Here is a 22,588-nt window from a genome sequence, read left to right as displayed (position 1 = left end):
GAGGCAATCAGATTTCTTTCGCTTGATTTTATGAGTGAGTATAATGAAAAAAGAGTCTGCAAAAAAGTAAGTAAGTGATGATACGTATCTAACATACAAAAAGGTTACTAAGGGGGGATTCTATTGAGCCGGATGGACGACAAAAGGTTTAATTGTGAGAAGGAATTAACGCTTGCAGTGATTGGCGGTAAATGGAAAATGCTCATTTTGTGGCATTTAGGAAAAGAAGGCACAAAACGGTTCAATGAATTAAAAACATTGATTCCTGATATTACGCAGAAGATCCTCGTGAATCAGCTGAGAGAGCTTGAGCAGGATATGATTGTTCACAGGGAAGTGTATCCGGTTGTCCCGCCGAAGGTTGAATATTCTCTGACCCCGCACGGAGAAAGCCTCATGCCTATTCTTGAAGCCATGTATGAGTGGGGTAAAGGCTATATGGAATTGATTGATATCGACAAAAATGTCATGAAAGAATCGTTGTAAGACGCTCTTCGCAAGGGTGTCTTTTTTTTGCCTTTTTTCGGTTTTTGCGCGGTACACATAGTCATGTAAAGATTGTAAATTGCAGTCAGCAATAAAAAAAGATTGAACGCAACAGTTCGGTTTAAAAATTTTTATTTTTCTGTAAATAATGTTTAGTGGAAATGATTGCGGCATCCCGCAAAAATATCCCTGTAAATAAACTGGAATCTTTCGGCATCCCGCATGAAACTTTTCACCCATTTTTCGGTGATAAAAACATTTTTTTCATTTAAAGTGAACGGTAGTAAGATAAAAAATATTGAAAACAATGAATAAATAGCCAAAATTGTTTCCTATTAGGATAGGGGATCTTGCGGTCTTTATCCGCTTATGTTAAACGCCGCAATGCTGACTGACGGCTGCCCGTTTTTATAGCGGCAATCTGTTTTTTGTTTGGAAGCTCTGCTTTTTAAGTGTAGTACTTTGGGCTATTTCGGCTGTTAGTTCATAAGAATTAAAAGCTGATATGGATAAGAAAGAGAAAATGCGTTGCACATGTTCACTGCTTATAAAGATTAGGGGAGGTATGACAATATGGAAATAACTTTTTACCCTTTAACGGATGCACAAAAACGAATTTGGTACACAGAAAAATTTTATCCTCACACGAGCATTTCAAATCTTGCGGGGATTGGTAAGCTGGTTTCAGCTGATGCGATTGATTATGTGCTTGTTGAGCAGGCAATTCAAGAGTTTATTCGCAGAAATGACGCCATGCGCCTTCGGTTGCGGCTAGATGAAAACGGGGAGCCTGTTCAATATATTAGCGAGTATCGGCCTGTTGATATAAAACATACTGACACTACTGAAGATCCGAATGCGATAGAGTTTATTTCACAATGGAGCCGGGAGGAAACGAAGAAACCTTTGCCGCTATACGATTGTGATTTGTTCCGTTTTTCCTTGTTCACCATAAAGGAAAATGAAGTGTGGTTTTACGCAAATGTTCATCACGTGATTTCTGATGGTATCTCCATGAATATTCTCGGGAATGCGATCATGCACACTTATTTAGAATTAGCCAGCGGCTCAGAGACAAAAGAAGGAATCTCGCATTCATTTATCGATCATGTTTTATCTGAACAGGAATATGCTCAATCGAAGCGGTTTGAAAAGGACAAGGCGTTTTGGAACAAGCAATTTGAATCGGTGCCTGAACTTGTTTCCCTGAAACGGAATGCATCCGCAGGGGGAAGTTTAGATGCTGAGAGGTTCTCTAAAGATGTGCCTGAAGCGCTTCATCAGCAGATTCTGTCGTTTTGTGAGGCGAATAAAGTCAGTGTTCTTTCGGTATTTCAATCGCTGCTCGCCGCCTATTTGTACAGGGTCAGCGGCCAGAATGATGTTGTGACGGGAACCTTTATGGGCAATCGGACAAATGCGAAAGAGAAGCAGATGCTTGGCATGTTTGTTTCTACGGTTCCGCTTCGGACAAACATTGACGGCGGGCAGGCGTTTTCAGAATTTGTCAAAGACCGGATGAAGGATCTCATGAAGACACTCCGCCACCAAAAGTACCCGTATAATCTTCTGATCAACGATTTGCGTGAAACAAAGAGCTCTCTGACCAAGCTGTTTACTGTTTCTCTTGAATATCAGGTGATGCAGTGGCAAAAAGAAGAGGACCTTGCCTTTTTGACTGAGCCGATTTTCAGCGGCAGCGGATTAAATGATGTCTCGATCCATGTGAAGGATCGATGGGATACTGGGAAACTCACCATCGATTTTGATTACCGCACTGATTTATTTTCACGTGAAGAAATCAACATGATTTGTGAGCGCATGATTACGATGCTGGAGAACGCGTTAACGCATCCAGAACATACAATTGATGAATTAACGATGATTTCTGATGCGGAGAAAGAGAAGCTGCTTGCGAGGGCCGGCGGTGAATCTGTGAGCTACCGTAAGGACATGACGATCCCGGAACTGTTCCATGAAAAGGCTGAGCAGCTTTCAGATCATCCAGCGGTTGTATTTGAAGGTCGTACATTGTCCTATCGAACGTTACATGAACAATCCGCACGCATCGCCAATGTGCTGAAACAAAAAGGGGTTGGCCCGGACAGTCCTGTCGCGGTTTTGATTGAACGTTCTGAACGGATGATTACAGCTATCATGGGGATTTTAAAAGCCGGCGGAGCCTATGTGCCGATTGATCCGGGTTTTCCTGCTGAGCGCATTCAATATATTTTGGAGGATTGCGGGGCGGACTTCATCCTGACTGAATCGAAGGTTGCGGCGCCTGAAGCCGATGCTGAGCTGATTGACTTAGATCAGGCGATTGCGGAAGGTGCAGAAGAAAGCCTGAATGCAGATGTGAACGCACGGAACCTTGCCTACATTATTTACACATCGGGGACAACCGGACGCCCGAAAGGCGTTATGATCGAGCATCGCCAGGTTCATCATTTGGTTGAATCTCTGCAGCAGACGATTTATCAAAGCGGCAGCCAAACCCTGCGGATGGCATTGCTTGCGCCGTTCCACTTTGATGCGTCAGTGAAGCAGATCTTCGCGTCGCTTCTTTTGGGACAAACCCTTTATATCGTACCGAAGAAAACAGTGACGAACGGGGCCGCCCTTACTGCATATTATCGGAGAAACAGCATTGAGGCGACGGATGGAACACCTGCTCATTTGCAAATGCTGGCAGCAGCAGGCGATTTTGAAGGCCTAAAACTGAAGCACATGCTGATCGGAGGAGAAGGCCTGTCATCTGTTGTTGCGGACAAGCTGCTGAAGCTGTTTAAAGAAGCAGGCACAGCGCCGCGTTTGACCAATGTATACGGGCCGACTGAAACGTGCGTTGACGCGTCTGTTCATCCGGTTATCCCTGAGAGTGCAGTTCAATCAGCGTATGTGCCGATCGGGAAAGCGCTGGGGAACAATCGCTTATATATTTTGGATCAAAAAGGCCGGCTACAGCCTGAAGGCGTGGCGGGCGAGCTTTATATCGCGGGAGACGGTGTGGGCCGAGGCTATTTGCATTTGCCTGAATTAACGGAAGAAAAGTTTTTACAAGATCCATTCGTGCCGGGCGATCGCATGTACCGGACCGGGGATGTGGTGCGCTGGCTTCCAGATGGAACAATCGAATATTTAGGCAGAGAGGACGACCAGGTCAAAGTCCGCGGATACCGGATTGAGCTTGGGGAAATTGAAGCCGTGATTCAGCAGGCGCCAGACGTTGCAAAAGCCGTTGTTTTGGCACGCCCTGACGAACAGGGAAATCTTGAGGTTTGCGCATATGTTGTGCAGAAGCCTGGAAGCGAATTTGCGCCAGCCGGTTTGAGGGAGCATGCGGCCAGACAGCTTCCTGACTATATGGTGCCGGCTTACTTTACAGAAGTGACAGAAATTCCGCTTACGCCAAGCGGCAAAGTCGACCGCCGCAAGCTGTTTGCACTAGAGGTGAAGGCTGTCAGCGGCACTGCCTATACAGCGCCGCGAAATGAGACTGAAAAAGCAATCGCAGCCATTTGGCAGGACGTGCTGAACGTTGAGAAGGCGGGGATTTTTGACAATTTCTTTGAAACGGGCGGGCATTCATTGAAGGCCATGACCCTTTTAACAAAGATTCATAAGGAAACAGGCATCGAGATTCCGCTTCAATTTTTGTTTGAGCATCCGACGATTGCGGCTCTTGCAGAGGAAGCTGATCACAGAGAAAGCCGGGCATTTTCGGTGATTGAACCTGCTGAAAAACAGGAGCATTACCCGCTTTCATTGGCACAGCAGCGAACATATATCGTCAGCCAATTCGAGGATGCAGGAGTCGGCTACAACATGCCTGCGGCAGCAATTCTGGAAGGGCCTTTAGATATTCAAAAGCTGGAGCGCGCATTTCAGGGGTTAATCCGACGCCACGAGTCTTTGAGAACGTCATTTGTTCTTGAAAACAGCACGCCGAGACAGAACATTCACGATAGCGTTGATTTCAACATCGAAATGATTGAAAGAGGCGGCCGCTCAGATGAGGCAATTATGACTTCATTCGTTCGGACATTTGATTTGGCGAAAGCTCCGCTGTTCAGAATCGGTTTGCTGGGGCTTGAAGAGAACCGTCATATGCTGCTGTTTGACATGCACCACTTGATTTCTGACGGTGTATCGATTGGCATTATGCTGGAGGAGTTAGCACGCATTTATAAAGGCGAACAGCTTCCTGAGCTTCGTCTCCAGTATAAGGACTACGCTGTATGGCAAAGCAGACAGGCTGCTGAAGGGTACAAGAAGGACCAGGCTTATTGGAAGGAAGTCTTTGCAGGCGAGCTCCCGGTGCTTCAGCTTCTGTCCGATTACCCAAGACCGCCTGTTCAAAGCTTTGAAGGGGATCGGGTGTCAATCAAGCTGGATGCGGGGGTAAAGGATCGCCTCAATCGTTTGGCTGAACAAAACGGCGCCACTTTATATATGGTGATGCTGTCCGCTTACTATACGCTTTTGTCAAAGTATACGGGACAGGATGACATCATTGTCGGGACACCGTCAGCGGGCAGAAATCACTCCGATACAGAGGGCATTATCGGGATGTTCGTCAATACGCTTGCGATTCGCAGTGAGGTGAAGCAGGACGAGACGTTTACCCAATTGATCTCGCGTGTCCGCAAACGGGTGCTGAATGCCTTTTCTCATCAGGACTATCCGTTTGAGTGGCTTGTTGAAGATTTGAACATCCCGCGTGATGTTAGCAGGCATCCGCTGTTTGACACGATGTTCAGCCTTCAAAACGCGACAGAGGGCATTCCGGCTGTCGGCGATCTGTCCTTGTCTGTTCATGAGACCAATTTCAAGATTGCCAAATTTGATTTGACGGTGCAGGCGAGAGAAATCGATGAAGGCATTGAGCTTGATTTGGATTACAGCACAAAGCTGTTTAAACAAAGCACGGCAAACAGGCTGCTTACGCATTTTACGCGTTTGCTTGAAGATGCTGCGGCTGATCCAGAGAAGCCGATTTCTGAGTATAAGCTTCTTTCTGAAGAGGAGGCCGCTTCGCAAATTCAGCAGTTTAACCCGGGCAGAACACCTTATCCTAAAGATAAAACAATTGTTCAGCTGTTCGAGGAGCAAGCGGCGAATACGCCAGACCACACTGCGCTTCAATATGAAGGCGAATCACTCACTTATCGTGAACTGAATGAACGGGCCAATCGTTTAGCCCGCGGCATTCTTTCTCTTGGAGCTGGCGAAGGCAGAACTGCGGCTGTCTTATGCGAGCGGTCAATGGATATGATTGTGTCGATCTTGGCAGTATTAAAATCAGGTTCGGCTTATGTTCCGATCGATCCGGAACATCCGATTCAGCGGATGCAGCATTTCTTCCGTGACAGCGGAGCAAAGGTGCTTCTCACTCAGAGGAAATTAAAGGCTTTGGCGGAAGAAGCGGAATTTAAGGGCGTTATCGTGCTAGTCGATGAGGAAGAAAGCTATCATGCCGATGCGCGAAATCTCGCACTGCCTCTTGATTCTGCAGCAATGGCCAACCTGACGTATACTTCCGGAACGACTGGAACACCTAAGGGGAATATCGTGACACATGCCAATATCCTCCGCACGGTGAAGGAAACGAATTATCTCAGCATTACAGAACAGGATACGATTCTCGGTCTTTCCAATTACGTGTTTGACGCGTTTATGTTCGATATGTTCGGCTCTTTGTTAAACGGAGCCAAGCTGGTGCTGATACCGAAGGAAACCGTTTTGGACATGGCTCGCCTGTCCCGCGTCATTGAACGGGAGAACATCAGCATTCTCATGATTACAACCGCTTTGTTCCACTTGCTTGTGGACTTGAATCCGGCATGCTTGTCAACGCTTCGCAAGATTATGTTTGGCGGGGAACGGGCCTCGGTTGAGCATGTCAGAAAAGCTTTGCAAACGGTTGGAAAGGGCAAGCTCCTTCACATGTATGGACCGTCTGAAAGCACGGTTTTCGCGACGTATCATCCGGTTGATGAATTGGAGGAGCACACGCTGTCTGTTCCGATTGGAAAACCGGTCAGCAATACGGAAGTATACATTCTTGACCGTACGGGACACGTGCAGCCTGCCGGGATTGCCGGAGAGCTTTGCGTCAGCGGCGAAGGACTCGTGAAAGGCTATTACAACCGTCCAGAACTGACTGAGGAGAAATTTGTTCCCCATCCGTTTACATCCGGCGAACGCATGTATAAAACGGGAGACCTTGCGAGATGGCTGCCGAATGGCGACATCGAATTTATCGGGCGAATCGACCATCAGGTGAAGATTCGCGGACAGCGCATCGAGCTTGGAGAAATCGAACATCAGCTGCAAACCCATGATCGTGTTCAGGAGAGTGTTGTGCTTGCCGTTGATCAAGGAGCGGGAGATAAACTGTTGTGTGCTTACTATGTCGGAGAGGGAGACATCTCATCACAAGAGATGAGAGAGCATGCTGCGAAGGACTTGCCGGCATATATGGTTCCTGCGGTATTTATCCAAATGGACGAGCTGCCGCTGACAGGGAACGGAAAAATTGACCGGAGAGCGCTGCCGATTCCTGATGCCAACGTTTCAAGAGGTGTTTCATATGTTGCGCCACGCAATGGAACGGAACAAAAAGTCGCAGACATTTGGGCACAGGTACTTCAGGCAGAACAAGTCGGCGTTTATGACCACTTCTTTGACATTGGCGGACATTCATTAGCAGGCATGAAGATGCTTGCCTTGGTTCATCAGGAACTGGGCGTTGAGCTGTCACTCAAGGATCTCTTCCAATCACCGACGGTTGAGGGCTTGGCACAGGTGATTGCCTCTGCTGAAAAAGGGACAGCCGCAAGTATCAGCCCGGCAGAGAAACAAGATACGTATCCTGTTTCTTCACCGCAAAAACGGATGTACGTGCTTCAGCAGCTTGAGGATGCGCAAACGAGCTATAACATGCCGGCGGTTCTGCGCCTGACAGGTGAGCTTGATGTTGAAAGGCTTAACAGCGTCATGCAGCAGTTAATGCAGCGTCATGAAGCCTTGAGAACCACGTTTGAAATAAAAGATGGAGAAACGGTGCAGCGGATCTGGGAAGAGGCTGAGTGCGAGATAGCCTATTTCGAAGCCCCGGAAGAAGAGACAGAGCGGATCGTTTCTGAGTTTATTAAGCCTTTCAAAATCGACCAACTTCCACTGTTCAGAATAGGGCTTATCAAGCATTCAGACACTGAGCATGTGCTGCTGTTCGATATGCATCATATTATTTCTGATGGTGCATCTGTCGGTGTGCTGATTGAGGAGCTTTCAAAGCTGTACGACGGAGAAACCCTTGAGCCGCTCCGTATTCAATATAAGGATTATGCCGTGTGGCAGCAGCAGTTCATTCAGTCTGAGCTTTACAAGAAGCAAGAAGAGCATTGGCTGAAGGAGCTGGACGGAGAGCTGCCGGTGCTGACGCTTCCGACTGATTACAGTCGGCCTGCCGTTCAAACATTTGAGGGAGACCGCATTGCATTTTCATTAGAAGCAGGCAAAGCTGATGCTCTGCGCAGGCTTGCAAAAGAAACGGATTCCACGCTTTACATGGTGCTTCTGGCTTCATACAGTGCATTTTTATCAAAACTTAGCGGGCAAGACGATATCATCGTCGGTTCACCTGTGGCCGGACGATCTCAAGCGGACGTCAGCCGCGTCATCGGAATGTTCGTCAATACATTGGCGCTTCGCACGTATCCGAAGGGTGAAAAGACCTTTGCTGACTATCTTAACGAAGTGAAAGAAACGGCACTCAGCGCATTTGATGCGCAGGATTACCCGCTTGAGGATTTGATCGGAAATGTTCAAGTTCAGCGTGACACAAGCAGAAACCCGTTATTCGATGCAGTTTTTTCAATGCAAAATGCGAATATAAAGGATTTAACAATGAAAGGGATTCAGCTTGAGCCGCATCCGTTTGAACGGAAAACAGCCAAGTTTGACCTCACGCTGACGGTTGACGAAACCGACGGAGGGCTTACATTCGTACTCGAATACAATACAGCTCTGTTTAAGCAGGAAACGATTGAACGATGGAAGCAATATTGGATGGAGCTTTTAGATGCAGTTACTGGGAACCCGAACCAGCCGCTTTCCAGCCTGTCACTGGTCACAGAGACAGAAAAGCAAGCGCTTCTTGAGGCATGGAAGGGCAAGGCGCTGCCTGTGCCGACAGACAAAACAGTTCATCAGCTATTCGAAGAGACTGTCCAGCGCCACAAAGACTGTCCGGCTGTCACATACAACGGCCAGTCTTGGACGTACGGCGAGCTGAATGCGAAGGCAAACCGTCTCGCGCGGATTCTGATGGACTGCGGCATCAGCCCGGATGACCGCGTCGGCGTTCTCACGAAGCCGTCGCTTGAAATGTCCGCCGCGGTGCTCGGCGTCTTGAAAGCCGGAGCGGCGTTTGTGCCGATTGATCCTGACTACCCGGATCAGCGGATTGAGTATATTTTACAGGACAGCGGCGCGAAGCTCCTCTTGAAACAGGAAGGCATTTCAGTGCCGGACAGCTATACGGGAGATGTCATTCTTCTCGACGGAAGCCGCACGATTCTAAGCCTGCCGCTTGATGAAAACGACGAGGGAAATCCAGAGACGGCTGTAACCGTGGAGAACTTGGCGTACATGATTTACACGTCTGGAACGACCGGACAGCCGAAGGGTGTCATGGTCGAGCACCATGCGCTTGTGAACCTGTGCTTCTGGCACCACGACGCGTTCAGCATGACAGCGGAGGACCGCAGTGCGAAGTACGCGGGCTTTGGATTCGACGCTTCCATTTGGGAGATGTTCCCGACTTGGACGATCGGCGCTGAGCTTCACGTCATTGATGAAGCGATCCGCCTCGATATCGTCCGCCTGAACAATTACTTCGAAACGAACGGCGTAACGATCACGTTCCTGCCGACACAGCTTGCGGAACAGTTCATGGAGCTTGAGAACACATCACTTCGCCTATTGCTCACTGGAGGAGACAAGCTGAAGCGCGCAGTGAAAAAGCCGTACACACTCGTCAATAACTACGGGCCGACAGAAAATACGGTCGTTGCCACGAGTACAGAAATCCATCCGGAGGAAGGCTCGCTTTCCATCGGACGGGCCATTGCCAATACGAGAGTATACATTCTCGGCGAGGGCAATCAGGTGCAGCCGGAAGGCGTAGCCGGAGAGCTTTGCGTGGCGGGGCGCGGACTGGCGCGAGGCTATCTGAATCGGGAAGACGAAACCGCGAAGCGGTTTGTCGCTGATCCGTTTGTGCCGGGTGCGCGCATGTACCGCACCGGCGATTTGGTGAAATGGACGGGCGGCGGCATCGAATACATCGGCCGGATCGACCAGCAGGTCAAGGTCCGCGGCTACCGGATCGAGCTTTCAGAAATTGAAGTCCAGCTCGCCCAGCTTTCTGCGGTGCAGGATGCGGCGGTGACAGCTGTCAAAGATAAAGGCGGCAACACAGCGATCGCGGCGTATGTCACCCCGGAATCAGCTGACATAGAAGCACTGAAATCAGCACTGAAGGAAACCCTGCCGGATTACATGATCCCGGCGTTCTGGGTGACGCTGGACGAGCTTCCGGTTACGGCAAACGGCAAAGTGGACCGCAAAGCCTTGCCTGAGCCGGACATCGAAGCGGGAAGCGGAGAATACAAAGCGCCGACGACCGACATGGAAGAACTGCTTGCCGGCATCTGGCAGGACGTGCTTGGAATGTCTGAAGTCGGTGTCACCGACAATTTCTTCTCGCTTGGCGGAGATTCCATCAAAGGAATTCAAATGGCGAGCCGCTTGAACCAGCACGGCTGGAAGCTGGAAATGAAAGATCTCTTCCAGCACCCGACGATCGAGGCGCTTACCCAATATGTAGAGCGTGCCGAAGGCAAACAGGCAGACCAAGGCCCGGTGGAGGGCGAAGTCATCCTGACGCCGATCCAGCGCTGGTTCTTTGAAAAGAACTTCACGAACAAGCACCACTGGAACCAATCGGTGATGCTTTACGCCAAAAAGGGCTTTGATCCTGAACGGGTGGAGAAAACATTGCAGGCGCTGATCGAGCATCATGACGCGCTCCGTATGGTCTACCGTGAGGGACAGGAAGACGTCATTCAATACAACAGAGGTCTTGAAGCTGCTTCAGCTCAATTGGAGATCATCCAGATTGAGGGCCAAGCTGCAGATTACGAAGACCGTATAGAGAGAGAAGCGGAGCGTTTGCAAAGCAGCATCGACTTGCAGGAAGGCGGCTTGTTAAAAGCAGGCTTGTTCCAAGCGGAAGACGGAGACCACTTGCTTCTTGCCATTCACCACTTAGTGGTTGACGGCGTGTCGTGGCGGATTTTACTGGAGGATTTCGCCGCAGTATATACACAGCTTGAGCAAGGCAATGAACCGGTTCTCCCGCAGAAAACACATTCATTTGCAGAGTATGCAGAGAGATTGCAAGACTTCGCGAACTCCAAAGCCTTTTTGAAAGAAAAAGAGTATTGGAGACAGCTTGAAGAACAAGCAGTCGCGGCAAAGCTTCCGAAAGACCGCGAATCTGGTGATCAGCGAATGAAACATACAAAGACAATTGAATTCTCGCTGACTGCTGAAGAGACAGAACAGCTCACCACAAAGGTGCATGAGGCATATCACACAGAAATGAATGATATTTTGCTGACGGCATTCGGATTGGCAATGAAGGAGTGGACGGGTCAGGATCGAGTAAATGTTCATTTAGAGGGGCACGGACGTGAAGAAATCATAGAAGACCTGACCATTTCCCGCACAGTCGGCTGGTTTACAAGTATGTACCCAATGGTGCTCGATATGAAGCATGCGGATGATCTGGGCTACCAGCTGAAGCAAATGAAAGAAGATATTAGACATGTGCCGAATAAGGGAGTCGGATACGGCATTCTGCGCTATTTGACAGCGCCCGAACATAAAGAAGATGTGGCGTTCTCGATTCAGCCGGATGTCAGCTTCAACTATTTAGGTCAGTTTGACGAAATGTCGGATGCAGGTTTGTTTACGAGATCAGAGCTGCCGTCAGGACAGTCATTAAGCCCTGAAACAGAAAAACCGAATGCGCTGGATGTTGTCGGATATATCGAAAACGGAAAACTGACGATGTCACTGGCCTATCATTCTCTTGAATTTCATGAAAAAACAGTACAAACATTCAGTGACAGCTTTAAAGCGCATCTTCTCAGAATCATTGAACATTGCCTATCTCAAGATGGAACGGAACTGACCCCGAGTGATCTTGGTGACGACGATTTGACGCTGGATGAGCTGGATAAATTAATGGAAATTTTCTAATAGAGGTGGCATATGAGCAAAAAATCGATTCAAAAGGTGTACGCACTGACACCAATGCAGGAGGGAATGCTGTATCATGCGATGCTTGATCCGCATTCTTCCTCGTACTTCACACAATTAGAGCTTGGGATTCACGGCGCTTTTGATCTTGAAATCTTTGAGAAAAGCGTCAATGAACTGATTCGGTCATACGATATTCTCCGTACGGTATTTGTGCATCAGCAGCTGCAAAAACCGCGTCAGGTCGTGTTAGCGGAACGCAAAACAAAGGTGCATTATGAGGATATCAGTCATGCAGACGAGAACCGCCAGAAAGAGCACATTGAGCGTTACAAACAAGACGTTCAGCGCCAAGGCTTTAACCTGGCAAAAGACATATTGTTCAAGGTAGCGGTTTTCCGCCTTGATGCAGATCAGCTGTATCTTGTCTGGAGCAATCATCATATTATGATGGACGGCTGGAGCATGGGCGTCCTCATGAAAAGCCTGTTCCAAAACTATGAAGCGCTCAGAGCAGGCAGGACACCGGCAAACGGTCAGGGCAAGCCTTATTCCGATTACATCAAGTGGCTTGGAAAACAGGACAATGAAGAAGCGGAGAGCTACTGGAGCGAGCGCTTGGCGGGTTTTGAACAGCCAAGCGTGCTCCCGGGCCGCCTGCCTGTAAAAAAAGACGAATACGTCAATAAAGAATATTCCTTTACATGGGACGAAACATTGGTTGCCCGTATTCAGCAAACCGCAAATCTCCATCAAGTGACAGGGCCTAACCTATTTCAGGCCGTATGGGGCATTGTTCTCAGCAAATACAACTTTACGGATGATGTTGTCTTCGGAACGGTCGTCTCAGGAAGGCCGTCTGAAATCAACGGAATTGAAACGATGGCGGGGCTGTTTATCAACACCATTCCAGTGCGGGTGAAAGTTGAACGAGATGCTGCATTCGCTGATATTTTCACAGCTGTTCAGCAGCATGCAGTAGAGGCAGAGCGTTACGATTACGTGCCGCTCTATGAGATTCAAAAACGCTCAGCTCTTGATGGCAATCTCTTAAACCATCTGGTCGCGTTTGAAAATTATCCGCTTGATCAAGAGCTTGAAAACGGCAGCATGGAAGACCGCCTCGGGTTTTCGATTAAGGTAGAAAGCGCATTTGAACAAACGAGCTTCGATTTCAACCTGATTGTGTATCCAGGCAAAACATGGACCGTCAAAATTAAATATAACGGAGCCGCCTTTGATTCCGCTTTTATCGAACGGACAGCGGAGCACCTTACCCGCATGATGGAAGCAGCTGTCGATCAGCCGGCCGCTTTTGTGCGTGAGTACGGGCTTGTGGGAGACGAAGAGCAGCGGCAAATTGTCGAGGTGTTTAACAGCACGAAAGCCGAACTCCCTGAAGGAATGGCTATTCATCAGGTGTTTGAAGAGCAAGCAAAACGGACGCCGGCGAGCACTGCCGTCGTATATGAAGGAGTCGAGCTGACGTACCGCGAGCTGAATGCAGCGGCCAACCGTCTGGCGAGAAAGCTTGTCGAACAAGGGCTTCAAAAAGGGGAAACAGCAGCGATTATGAACGACCGCTCAGTAGAAACCGTTGTCGGCATGCTGGCTGTTTTAAAAGCAGGTGCCGTATATGTGCCACTTGATCCAGCGCTTCCTGGGGATCGTCTTCGTTTCATGGCAGAGGACAGCTCCGTTCGAATGGTTTTGACCGGAAATTCTTATACAGGGCAGGCGCATCAGCTGCAAGTGCCGATTCTTACACTGGACATAGGTTTTGAAGAGCGTGAAGCGGCTGACAATCTCAACCTGCCATCCGCCCCGTCTGATTTGGCGTACATCATGTACACATCCGGTTCAACGGGCAAACCGAAAGGCGTCATGATCGAACATAAAAGCATTCTGCGCCTCGTCAAAAATGCAGGGTACGTTCCTGTTACTGAAGAGGACCGCATGGCGCAAACGGGAGCTGTCAGCTTTGATGCCGGAACGTTTGAGGTATTCGGCGCACTGCTGAATGGCGCAGCGCTTTATCCGGTCAAAAAAGAGACGCTGCTTGATGCGAAACAATTTGCTGCATTTCTGCGTGAGCAAAGAATCTCGACGATGTGGCTGACATCACCTTTATTCAACCAGCTTGCTGCAAAGGATGCGGGTATGTTCGGCACACTGCGCCATTTAATCATCGGCGGAGATGCCCTTGTCCCGCATATTGTCAGCAAAGTAAAACAGGCATCGCCGTCGCTTTCATTGTGGAACGGATACGGCCCGACAGAAAACACGACATTTTCAACCAGTTTTCTGATCGACCGCGAGTATGGCGGCTCTATCCCAATCGGGAAGCCGATCGGAAATTCCACTGCTTACATCCTGGATGAGCAGCAATGCCTGCAGCCAATTGGCGCGCCTGGTGAGCTTTGCGTAGGCGGAATCGGTGTAGCGCGTGGGTATGTCAATCTCCCTGAGCTGACAGAGAAGCAATTTCTCGAAGATCCGTTCAGACCGGGTGAGAGAATTTATCGCACTGGTGACTTGGCAAGATGGCTGCCGGACGGCAATATCGAATTTTTAGGCAGAATCGACAACCAAGTGAAGGTGCGCGGCTTCCGAATTGAGCTTGGCGAAATTGAAACAAAACTGAACATGGCTGAGCATGTGACAGAGGCTGCGGTGATCATCCGCAAGAACAAAGCGGATGAAAATGAAATTTGCGCGTACTTTACGGCGGACCGTGAAGTGGCTGTGAGCGAGCTGAGAAAAACACTGTCTCAGTCTTTGCCTGACTATATGGTCCCTGCCCACCTGATTCAAATGGACAGTCTGCCGCTCACGCCAAACGGGAAAATCAACAAAAAAGAACTGCCTGCACCGCAATCAGAAGCCGTGCAGCCGGAATACGCAGCACCAGAAACAGAGAGTGAAAAGAAATTAGCGGAGATCTGGGAAGGAATACTCGGCGTCAGAGCAGGCGTTACCGATAACTTCTTTATGATCGGCGGCCATTCTTTGAAAGCGATGATGATGACGGCGAAAATTCAAGAGCATTTTCATAAGGAAGTTCCGATAAAAGTGCTTTTTGAAAAGCCGACTATTCAAGAACTGGCACTGTATTTGGAAGAGAACGAAAGCAAGGAGGAGCAGACGTTTGAACCGATCAGGCAAGCATCTTATCAGCAGCATTATCCTGTATCCCCGGCCCAGCGGAGAATGTATATCCTCAATCAGCTTGGACAAGCAAACACAAGCTACAACGTCCCCGCTGTACTTCTGCTGGAGGGAGAAGTAGATAAAGACCGGCTTGAAAACGCGATTCAGCAATTAATCAACCGGCACGAAATCCTCCGTACATCGTTTGACATGATCGACGGAGAGGTTGTGCAAACCGTTCATAAAAACATATCGTTCCAGCTGGCGGCTGCCAAGGGACGGGAAGAAGACGCGGAAGAGATAATCAAAGCATTTGTTCAGCCGTTTGAATTAAACCGCGCGCCGCTCGTCCGTTCGAAGCTTGTCCAGCTGGAAGAAAAACGCCACCTGCTGCTCATTGATATGCATCATATTATTACTGACGGAAGTTCAACAGGCATTCTAATCGGTGATCTTGCCAAAATATATCAAGGCGCAGATCTGGAACTGCCACAAATTCACTATAAAGATTACGCAGTTTGGCACAAAGAACAAACTAATTATCAAAAAGATGAGGAATACTGGCTCGATGTCTTTAAAGGCGAACTGCCAATACTGGATCTTCCCGCGGATTTCGAGCGGCCAGCTGAACGGAGCTTTGCGGGAGAGCGCGTGATGTTTGGGCTTGATAAGCAAATCACGGCTCAAATCAAATCGCTCATGGCAGAAACAGATACGACAATGTACATGTTTTTGCTGGCGGCGTTCAATGTACTCCTTTCCAAGTACGCGTCACAGGATGATATCATTGTTGGCTCGCCGACAGCTGGCAGAACACATCCTGATCTGCAAGGTGTGCCGGGTATGTTTGTCAACACGGTGGCACTCAGAACGGCACCAGCGGGAGATAAAACCTTCGCGCAATTTCTTGAAGAGGTCAAAACAGCCAGCCTTCAAGCATTCGAGCACCAGAGCTATCCGCTTGAGGAGTTGATTGAAAAGCTTCCGCTTACAAGGGATACAAGCAGAAGTCCGCTGTTCAGCGTGATGTTCAACATGCAGAATATGGAGATTCCTTCATTAAGATTAGGAGATTTGAAGATTTCCTCGTATTCCATGCTTCATCATGTTGCGAAATTTGATCTTTCCTTGGAGGCGGTCGAGCGTGAAGAGGATATCGGCCTAAGCTTTGACTATGCGACTGCCTTGTTTAAGGACGAGACGATCCGCCGCTGGAGCCGCCACTTTGTCAATATCATCAAAGCGGCCGCGGCTAATCCGAACGTTCGGCTGTCTGATGTAGATCTGCTTTCATCTGCAGAAACGGCTGCTTTGCTAGAAGAAAGACATATGACTCAAATTACCGAAGCAACCTTTGCCGCTCTTTTTGAAAAACAGGCCCAGCAAACACCTGACCATCCTGCGGTGAAGGCTGGCGGAAATCTGCTGACCTATCGCGAGCTTGATGAACAGGCGAACCAGCTGGCGCATCATCTTCGTGCCCAAGGGGCCGGAAATGAAGACATTGTCGCGATTGTTATGGACCGGTCAGCTGAAGTCATGGTATCCATTCTCGGTGTCATGAAGGCGGGGGCAGCTTTCCTTCCGATTGATCCTGATACACCTGAAGAACGAATCCGTTATTCATTAGAGGACAGCGGAGCAAAAATTGCGGTCGTGAATGAAAGAAACATGACGGCTATTGGGCAATATGAAGGGACAATCGTCAGCCTTGATGACGGTAAATGGAGAAATGAAAGCAAGGAGCGCCCATCATCCATTTCCGGGTCTCGCAATCTTGCATACGTCATTTATACGTCCGGTACGACCGGAAAGCCAAAGGGCGTGCAGATTGAGCATCGTAATCTGACAAACTATGTCTCTTGGTTTAGTGAAGAGGCGAGCCTGACGGAAAATGATAAGACTGTATTGCTTTCATCTTACGCATTTGACCTTGGCTATACGAGCATGTTCCCTGTACTTCTGGGCGGGGGCGAGCTCCATATCGTCCAGAAGGAAACCTATACGGCGCCGGATGAAATAGCGCACTATATCAAGGAGCATGGGATCACATATATCAAGCTGACACCGTCTCTGTTCCATACAATAGTGAACACCGCCAGTTTTGCAAAAGATGCGAACTTTGAATCCTTGCGCTTGATCGTCTTGGGAGGAGAAAAAATCATCCCGACTGATGTTCTCGCCTTCCGTAAGATGTATGGACATACCGAATTTATCAATCACTACGGCCCGACAGAAGCAACGATCGGCGCCATTGCCGGGCGGGTTGATCTGTCTGAGCCGGATGCATTTGCGAAACGCCCGACAATCGGACGCCCGATTGCGAATGCCGGCGTGCTTGTCTTAAATGAAGCATTGAAGCTTGTGCCGCCGGGAGCGAGCGGACAGCTCTATATCACGGGACAGGGGCTTGCGAGAGGGTATCTCAACAGGCCTCAGCTGACAGCCGAGAGATTTGTAGAAAATCCATATTCGCCGGGAAGCCTCATGTACAAAACCGGAGATGTCGTACGAAGACTTTCTGACGGTACGCTTGCATTTATCGGCCGGGCTGATGATCAGGTGAAAATCCGAGGCTACCGCATTGAGCCGAAAGAAATTGAAACGGTCATGCTCAGCCTCAGCGGAATTCAAGAAGCGGTTGTACTAGCGGTTTCCGAGGGCGGTCTTCAAGAGCTTTGCGCGTATTATACGTCGGATCAAGATATTGAAAAAGCAGAGCTCCGGTACCAGCTTTCCCTAACACTGCCGTCTCATATGATTCCTGCTTTCTTTGTGCAGGTTGACGCGATTCCGCTGACGGCAAACGGAAAAACCGACAGAAACGCTCTGCCGAAGCCTAACGCGGCACAATCCGGAGGCAAGGCCTTGGCCGCACCGGAGACAGCGCTTGAAGAAAGTTTATGCCGCATTTGGCAGAAAACGCTTGGCATAGAAGCCATCGGCATTGACGACAATTTTTTCGATTTAGGCGGCCATTCATTAAAAGGGATGATGCTGATTGCCAACATTCAGGCGGAATTGGAGAAAAGCGTACCGCTTAAAGCACTGTTCGAGCAGCCGACTGTTCGCCAGCTGGCGGCTTATATGGAGGCGTCTGCCGTTTCAGGCGGCCATCAAGTCCTCAAACCGGCTGACAAGCAGGATATGTATCCATTGTCATCCGCACAGAAACGGATGTACGTGCTCAATCAGCTTGACCGCCAGACGATAAGCTACAACATGCCATCTGTTCTTCTAATGGAAGGAGAGCTTGATATTTCGTGCCTGCGCGATTCACTCAATCAGCTTGTGAACCGTCACGAATCATTGCGGACGTCATTTATGGAAGCTAATGGTGAGCCTGTTCAGCGCATCATTGAGAAGGCGGAGGTTGATCTTCATGTGTTTGAAGCCAAAGAAGACGAAGCGGACCAAAAGATTAAGGAATTTATCCGGCCATTCGACTTAAACGACGCACCGCTCATTCGCGCAGCTTTGCTTCGAATAGAAGCGAAAAAACATTTGCTGCTTTTAGATATGCATCATATCATCGCAGACGGCGTCTCAAGAGGCATTTTTGTAAAAGAATTGGCGCTGCTTTACAAAGGAGAGCAGCTTCCGGAGCCGGCGCTTCATTATAAAGATTTCGCCGTTTGGCAACATGAAGCTGAGCAAAAAGAACGGATGAAGGAGCATGAGGCGTACTGGATGTCAGTTCTTTCAGGCGAGCTGCCAGAGCTTGATCTCCCGCTCGATTACGCCCGTCCGCCTGTGCAAAGCTTTAAAGGAGATACGATCCGTTTCCGTACGGGAAGTGAGACGGCAAAGGCGGTAGAAAAACTGCTTGCGGAAACCGGAACGACCTTGCACATGGTGCTCCATGCTGTTTTCCACGTCTTTTTAAGCAAAATTTCCGGACAGCGGGATATCGTCATCGGCTCTGTTACTGCCGGCCGGACGAATGCTGATGTTCAGGACATGCCGGGAATGTTCGTCAATACACTTGCCCTGAGAATGGAAGCGAAAGAACAGCAAACATTTGCGGAGCTTTTGGAGCAAGCAAAGCAGACGAACCTGTCAGCGCTTGAGCATCAGGAGTATCCGTTTGAAGATCTGGTTAATCAGCTTGATCTCCCTCGGGATATGAGCCGAAACCCATTGTTTAATGTGATGGTGACGACAGAAAACCCTGATAAAGAACAGCTTACATTGCAAAATCTGAGCATTTCACCTTATGAGGCTCATCAGGGAACTTCTAAGTTTGATCTGACACTGGGCGGATTTACTGATGAAAATGGCATTGGCTTGCAGCTCGAATATGCGACAGATCTGTTCGCGAAAGAAACAGTTGAAAAATGGAGCGAATACGTTCTGCGGCTACTAAAGGCTGTTGCGGATAACCCGAACCAGCCGCTTTCCAGCCTGTCACTGGTCACCGAGACAGAAAAGCAAGCGCTTCTTGAGGCATGGAAGGGTAAAGCGCTGCCTGTGCCGACAGACAAAACGGTTCATCAGCTATTCGAAGAGACTGTCCAGCGCCACAAAGACCGCCCGGCTGTCACATACAACGGCCAGTCTTGGACGTACGGCGAGCTGAATGCGAAGGCAAACCGTCTTGCACGGATTTTGATGGACTGCGGCATCAGCCCGGATGACCGCGTCGGCGTTCTCACGAAGCCGTCGCTTGAAATGTCCGCCGCGGTGCTCGGCGTCTTGAAAGCCGGAGCGGCGTTTGTGCCGATTGATCCTGACTACCCGGATCAGCGGATTGAGTATATTTTACAGGACAGCGGCGCGAAGCTCCTCTTGAAACAGGAAGGCATTTCAGTGCCGGACAGCTATACGGGAGATGTCATTCTTCTCGACGGAAGCCGCACGATTCTAAGCCTGCCGCTTGATGAAAACGACGAGGGAAATCCAGAGACGGCTGTAACCGTGGAGAACTTGGCGTACATGATTTACACGTCTGGAACGACCGGACAGCCGAAGGGTGTCATGGTCGAGCACCATGCGCTTGTGAACCTGTGCTTCTGGCACCACGACGCGTTCAGCATGACAGCGGAGGACCGCAGTGCGAAGTACGCGGGCTTCGGGTTCGACGCTTCCATTTGGGAGATGTTCCCGACCTGGACGATCGGTGCTGAACTTCACGTCATTGATGAAGCGATCCGCCTCGACATCGTCCGCCTGAACGATTACTTCGAAACGAACGGCGTAACGATCACGTTCCTGCCGACACAGCTTGCGGAACAGTTCATGGAGCTTGAGAACACATCACTTCGCGTATTGCTCACTGGAGGAGACAAGCTGAAGCGGGCAGTGAAAAAGCCGTACACACTCGTCAATAACTACGGGCCGACAGAGAATACGGTCGTTGCCACGAGTACAGAAATCCATCCGGAGGAAGGCTCGCTTTCCATCGGACGGGCTATTGCCAATACGAGAGTATACATCCTCGGCGAGGGCAATCAGGTGCAGCCGGAAGGCGTAGCCGGAGAGCTTTGCGTGGCGGGGCGCGGACTGGCACGCGGCTATCTGAATCGAGAAGACGAAACCGCGAAGCGGTTTGTCGCTGATCCGTTTGTGCCGGGTGAGCGCATGTACCGCACCGGCGATTTGGTGAAATGGACGGGCGGCGGCATCGAATACATCGGCCGGATCGACCAGCAGGTCAAGGTTCGCGGCTACCGGATCGAGCTCTCAGAAATTGAAGTCCAGCTCGCCCAGCTTTCTGAGGTGCAGGATGCGGCGGTGACGGCTGTCAAAGATAAAGGCGGCAACACAGCGATCGCGGCGTATGTCACACCGGAAACAGCTGACATAGAAGCACTGAAATCAGCACTGAAGGAAACCCTGCCAGATTACATGATCCCGGCGTTCTGGGTGACGCTGAACGAGCTTCCGGTTACGGCAAACGGCAAAGTGGACCGCAAAGCCTTGCCTGAGCCGGACATCGAAGCGGGAAGCGGAGAATACAAAGCGCCGACGACCGACATGGAAGAGCTGCTTGCCGGCATCTGGCAGGACGTGCTTGGAATGTCTGAAGTCGGTGTCACCGACAATTTCTTCTCGCTTGGCGGAGATTCCATCAAAGGAATTCAAATGGCGAGCCGCTTGAACCAGCACGGCTGGAAGCTGGAAATGAAAGATCTCTTCCAGCACCCGACGATCGAAGAGCTCACCCAGTACGTAGAGCGTGCCGAAGGCAAACAGGCAGACCAAGGCCCGGTGGAGGGCGAAGTCATCCTGACGCCGATCCAGCGCTGGTTCTTTGAAAAGAACTTCACGAACAAGCACCACTGGAACCAATCGGTGATGCTTCACGCCGCGAAGGGCTTTGATCCTGAACGAGTGGAGAAAACATTGCAGGCGCTGATCGAGCATCATGACGCGCTTCGTATGGTTTACCGTGAGGAGAACGGAGAGATCCTGCAAGCATATAAACCAATCAGCGAAAGCAAAGTCAGCTTTGAAATCGTGGATCTGTACGGCTCCGATGAAGAGATGCTGAGAAGCCAGATTAAAATTCTCGCGAACAAGCTGCAGAGCAGTCTCGATCTGCAAAACGGGCCGCTTCTAAAGGCGGAGCAATATCGCACAGAAGCTGGGGATCACCTGCTCATTGCTGTACACCATCTCGTGGTCGACGGTGTGTCATGGCGGATTTTGCTTGAAGATTTTGCTTCAGGCTACATGCAGGCTGAGAAAGAAGAGAGCCTTGTCTTCCCGCAAAAAACAAACTCCTTCAAGGACTGGGCGGAAGAACTGGCGGCATTCAGCCAATCAGCGCATCTTTTACAGCAGGCTGAATACTGGTCGCAAATTGCCGCTGAACAGGTTTCTCCTTTACCGAAGGATTGTAAAACAGAGCAGCGGATCGTCAAGGATACATCATCTGTCCTATGTGAATTAACGGAAGAAGACACTAAGCATCTTTTAACAGATGTTCATCAGCCATATGGAACTGAAATCAACGATATTCTTCTCAGCGCGCTCGGTTTGACAATGAAAGAATGGACAAAGGGTGCCAAAATCGGCATTAACCTTGAGGGACACGGCCGGGAGGACATCATCCCGAATGTGAATATCTCCAGAACGGTCGGCTGGTTTACGGCACAATACCCTGTTGTGCTCGACATATCTGACGCAGATGCCTCGGCTGTGATCAAAACAGTCAAAGAAAACCTGCGCCGCATTCCGGACAAAGGTGTTGGCTACGGCATTCTTCGTTATTTCACAGAAACAGCGGAAATAAAGGGCTTCACACCGGAGATCAGCTTCAACTATTTGGGCCAATTCGACAGCGAAGTCAAAACCGATTTCTTTGAACCGTCCGCTTTCGATATGGGACGCCAAGTAAGCGGAGAATCAGAGGCGCTGTACGCTTTAAGCTTCAGCGGCATGATCAGAAACGGCCGGTTTGTGCTTTCCTGCTCCTACAATGAAAAGGAGTTTGAAAGAGCCACGATTGAAGAGCGAATGGAACGGTTTAAAGAAAACCTCCTGATGTTAATCCGCCATTGCACGGAAAAAGAAGACAAGGAATTCACACCAAGCGACTTTAGCGCCGACGACCTTGAAATGGACGAGATGGGAGATATCTTTGACATGCTTGAGGAGAATTTAAAATAAA

The 22,588-nt window shown here is 49.6% G+C and carries 4 protein-coding genes and 2 pseudogenes; all 6 read left to right on the top strand.

From position 1 onward, the window contains the following. Positions 1–123 precede the first annotated feature (123 nt). The 6 genes and pseudogenes from hxlR to NYE22_RS20250 all read left to right on the top strand — a co-directional run bounded on the left by hxlR (position 124) and on the right by NYE22_RS20250 (position 22,587). Positions 124–486 carry a transcriptional activator HxlR gene (gene hxlR / locus NYE22_RS20275; protein WP_003246265.1) on the top strand — a complete coding sequence of 121 codons (363 nt, stop codon included), beginning with the start codon at positions 124–126 and terminating at the stop codon, positions 484–486. A 573-nt stretch (positions 487–1,059) separates the two neighbouring features. After that, on the top strand, positions 1,060–11,823 hold the full coding sequence (srfAA, locus tag NYE22_RS20270) for a surfactin non-ribosomal peptide synthetase SrfAA (RefSeq protein WP_342412092.1): 10,764 nt from the start codon (positions 1,060–1,062) through the stop codon (positions 11,821–11,823). Positions 11,824–11,835: 12 nt separating this feature from the next. After that, positions 11,836–14,928: pseudogene (gene srfAB / locus NYE22_RS20265) on the top strand (surfactin non-ribosomal peptide synthetase SrfAB); the annotation flags it as partial. 43 nt (positions 14,929–14,971) lie between these two features. Beyond that, positions 14,972–15,112, top strand: coding sequence for a competence protein ComS (gene comS / locus NYE22_RS20260; protein WP_010886404.1), 141 nt, complete (start codon positions 14,972–14,974; stop codon positions 15,110–15,112). Continuing rightward, positions 15,058–16,230 (top strand): annotated as a pseudogene (locus NYE22_RS20255) (condensation domain-containing protein); the annotation flags it as partial. The gene comS and the pseudogene NYE22_RS20255, both read left to right, overlap by 55 nt. Before the next feature lie 72 nt (positions 16,231–16,302). Next, positions 16,303–22,587: an amino acid adenylation domain-containing protein gene (locus tag NYE22_RS20250; RefSeq protein ID WP_342412792.1), complete on the top strand. Its 6,285-nt coding sequence runs from the start codon at positions 16,303–16,305 to the stop codon at positions 22,585–22,587. Position 22,588 lies beyond the last annotated feature (1 nt).

Source organism: Bacillus sp. FSL K6-1560 (assembly GCF_038592935.1).
Lineage (GTDB): Bacteria > Bacillota > Bacilli > Bacillales > Bacillaceae > Bacillus > Bacillus subtilis.
Note: the sequence above shows the minus strand (reverse complement) of the source record. Positions and strands in the feature narration are given on the sequence as shown.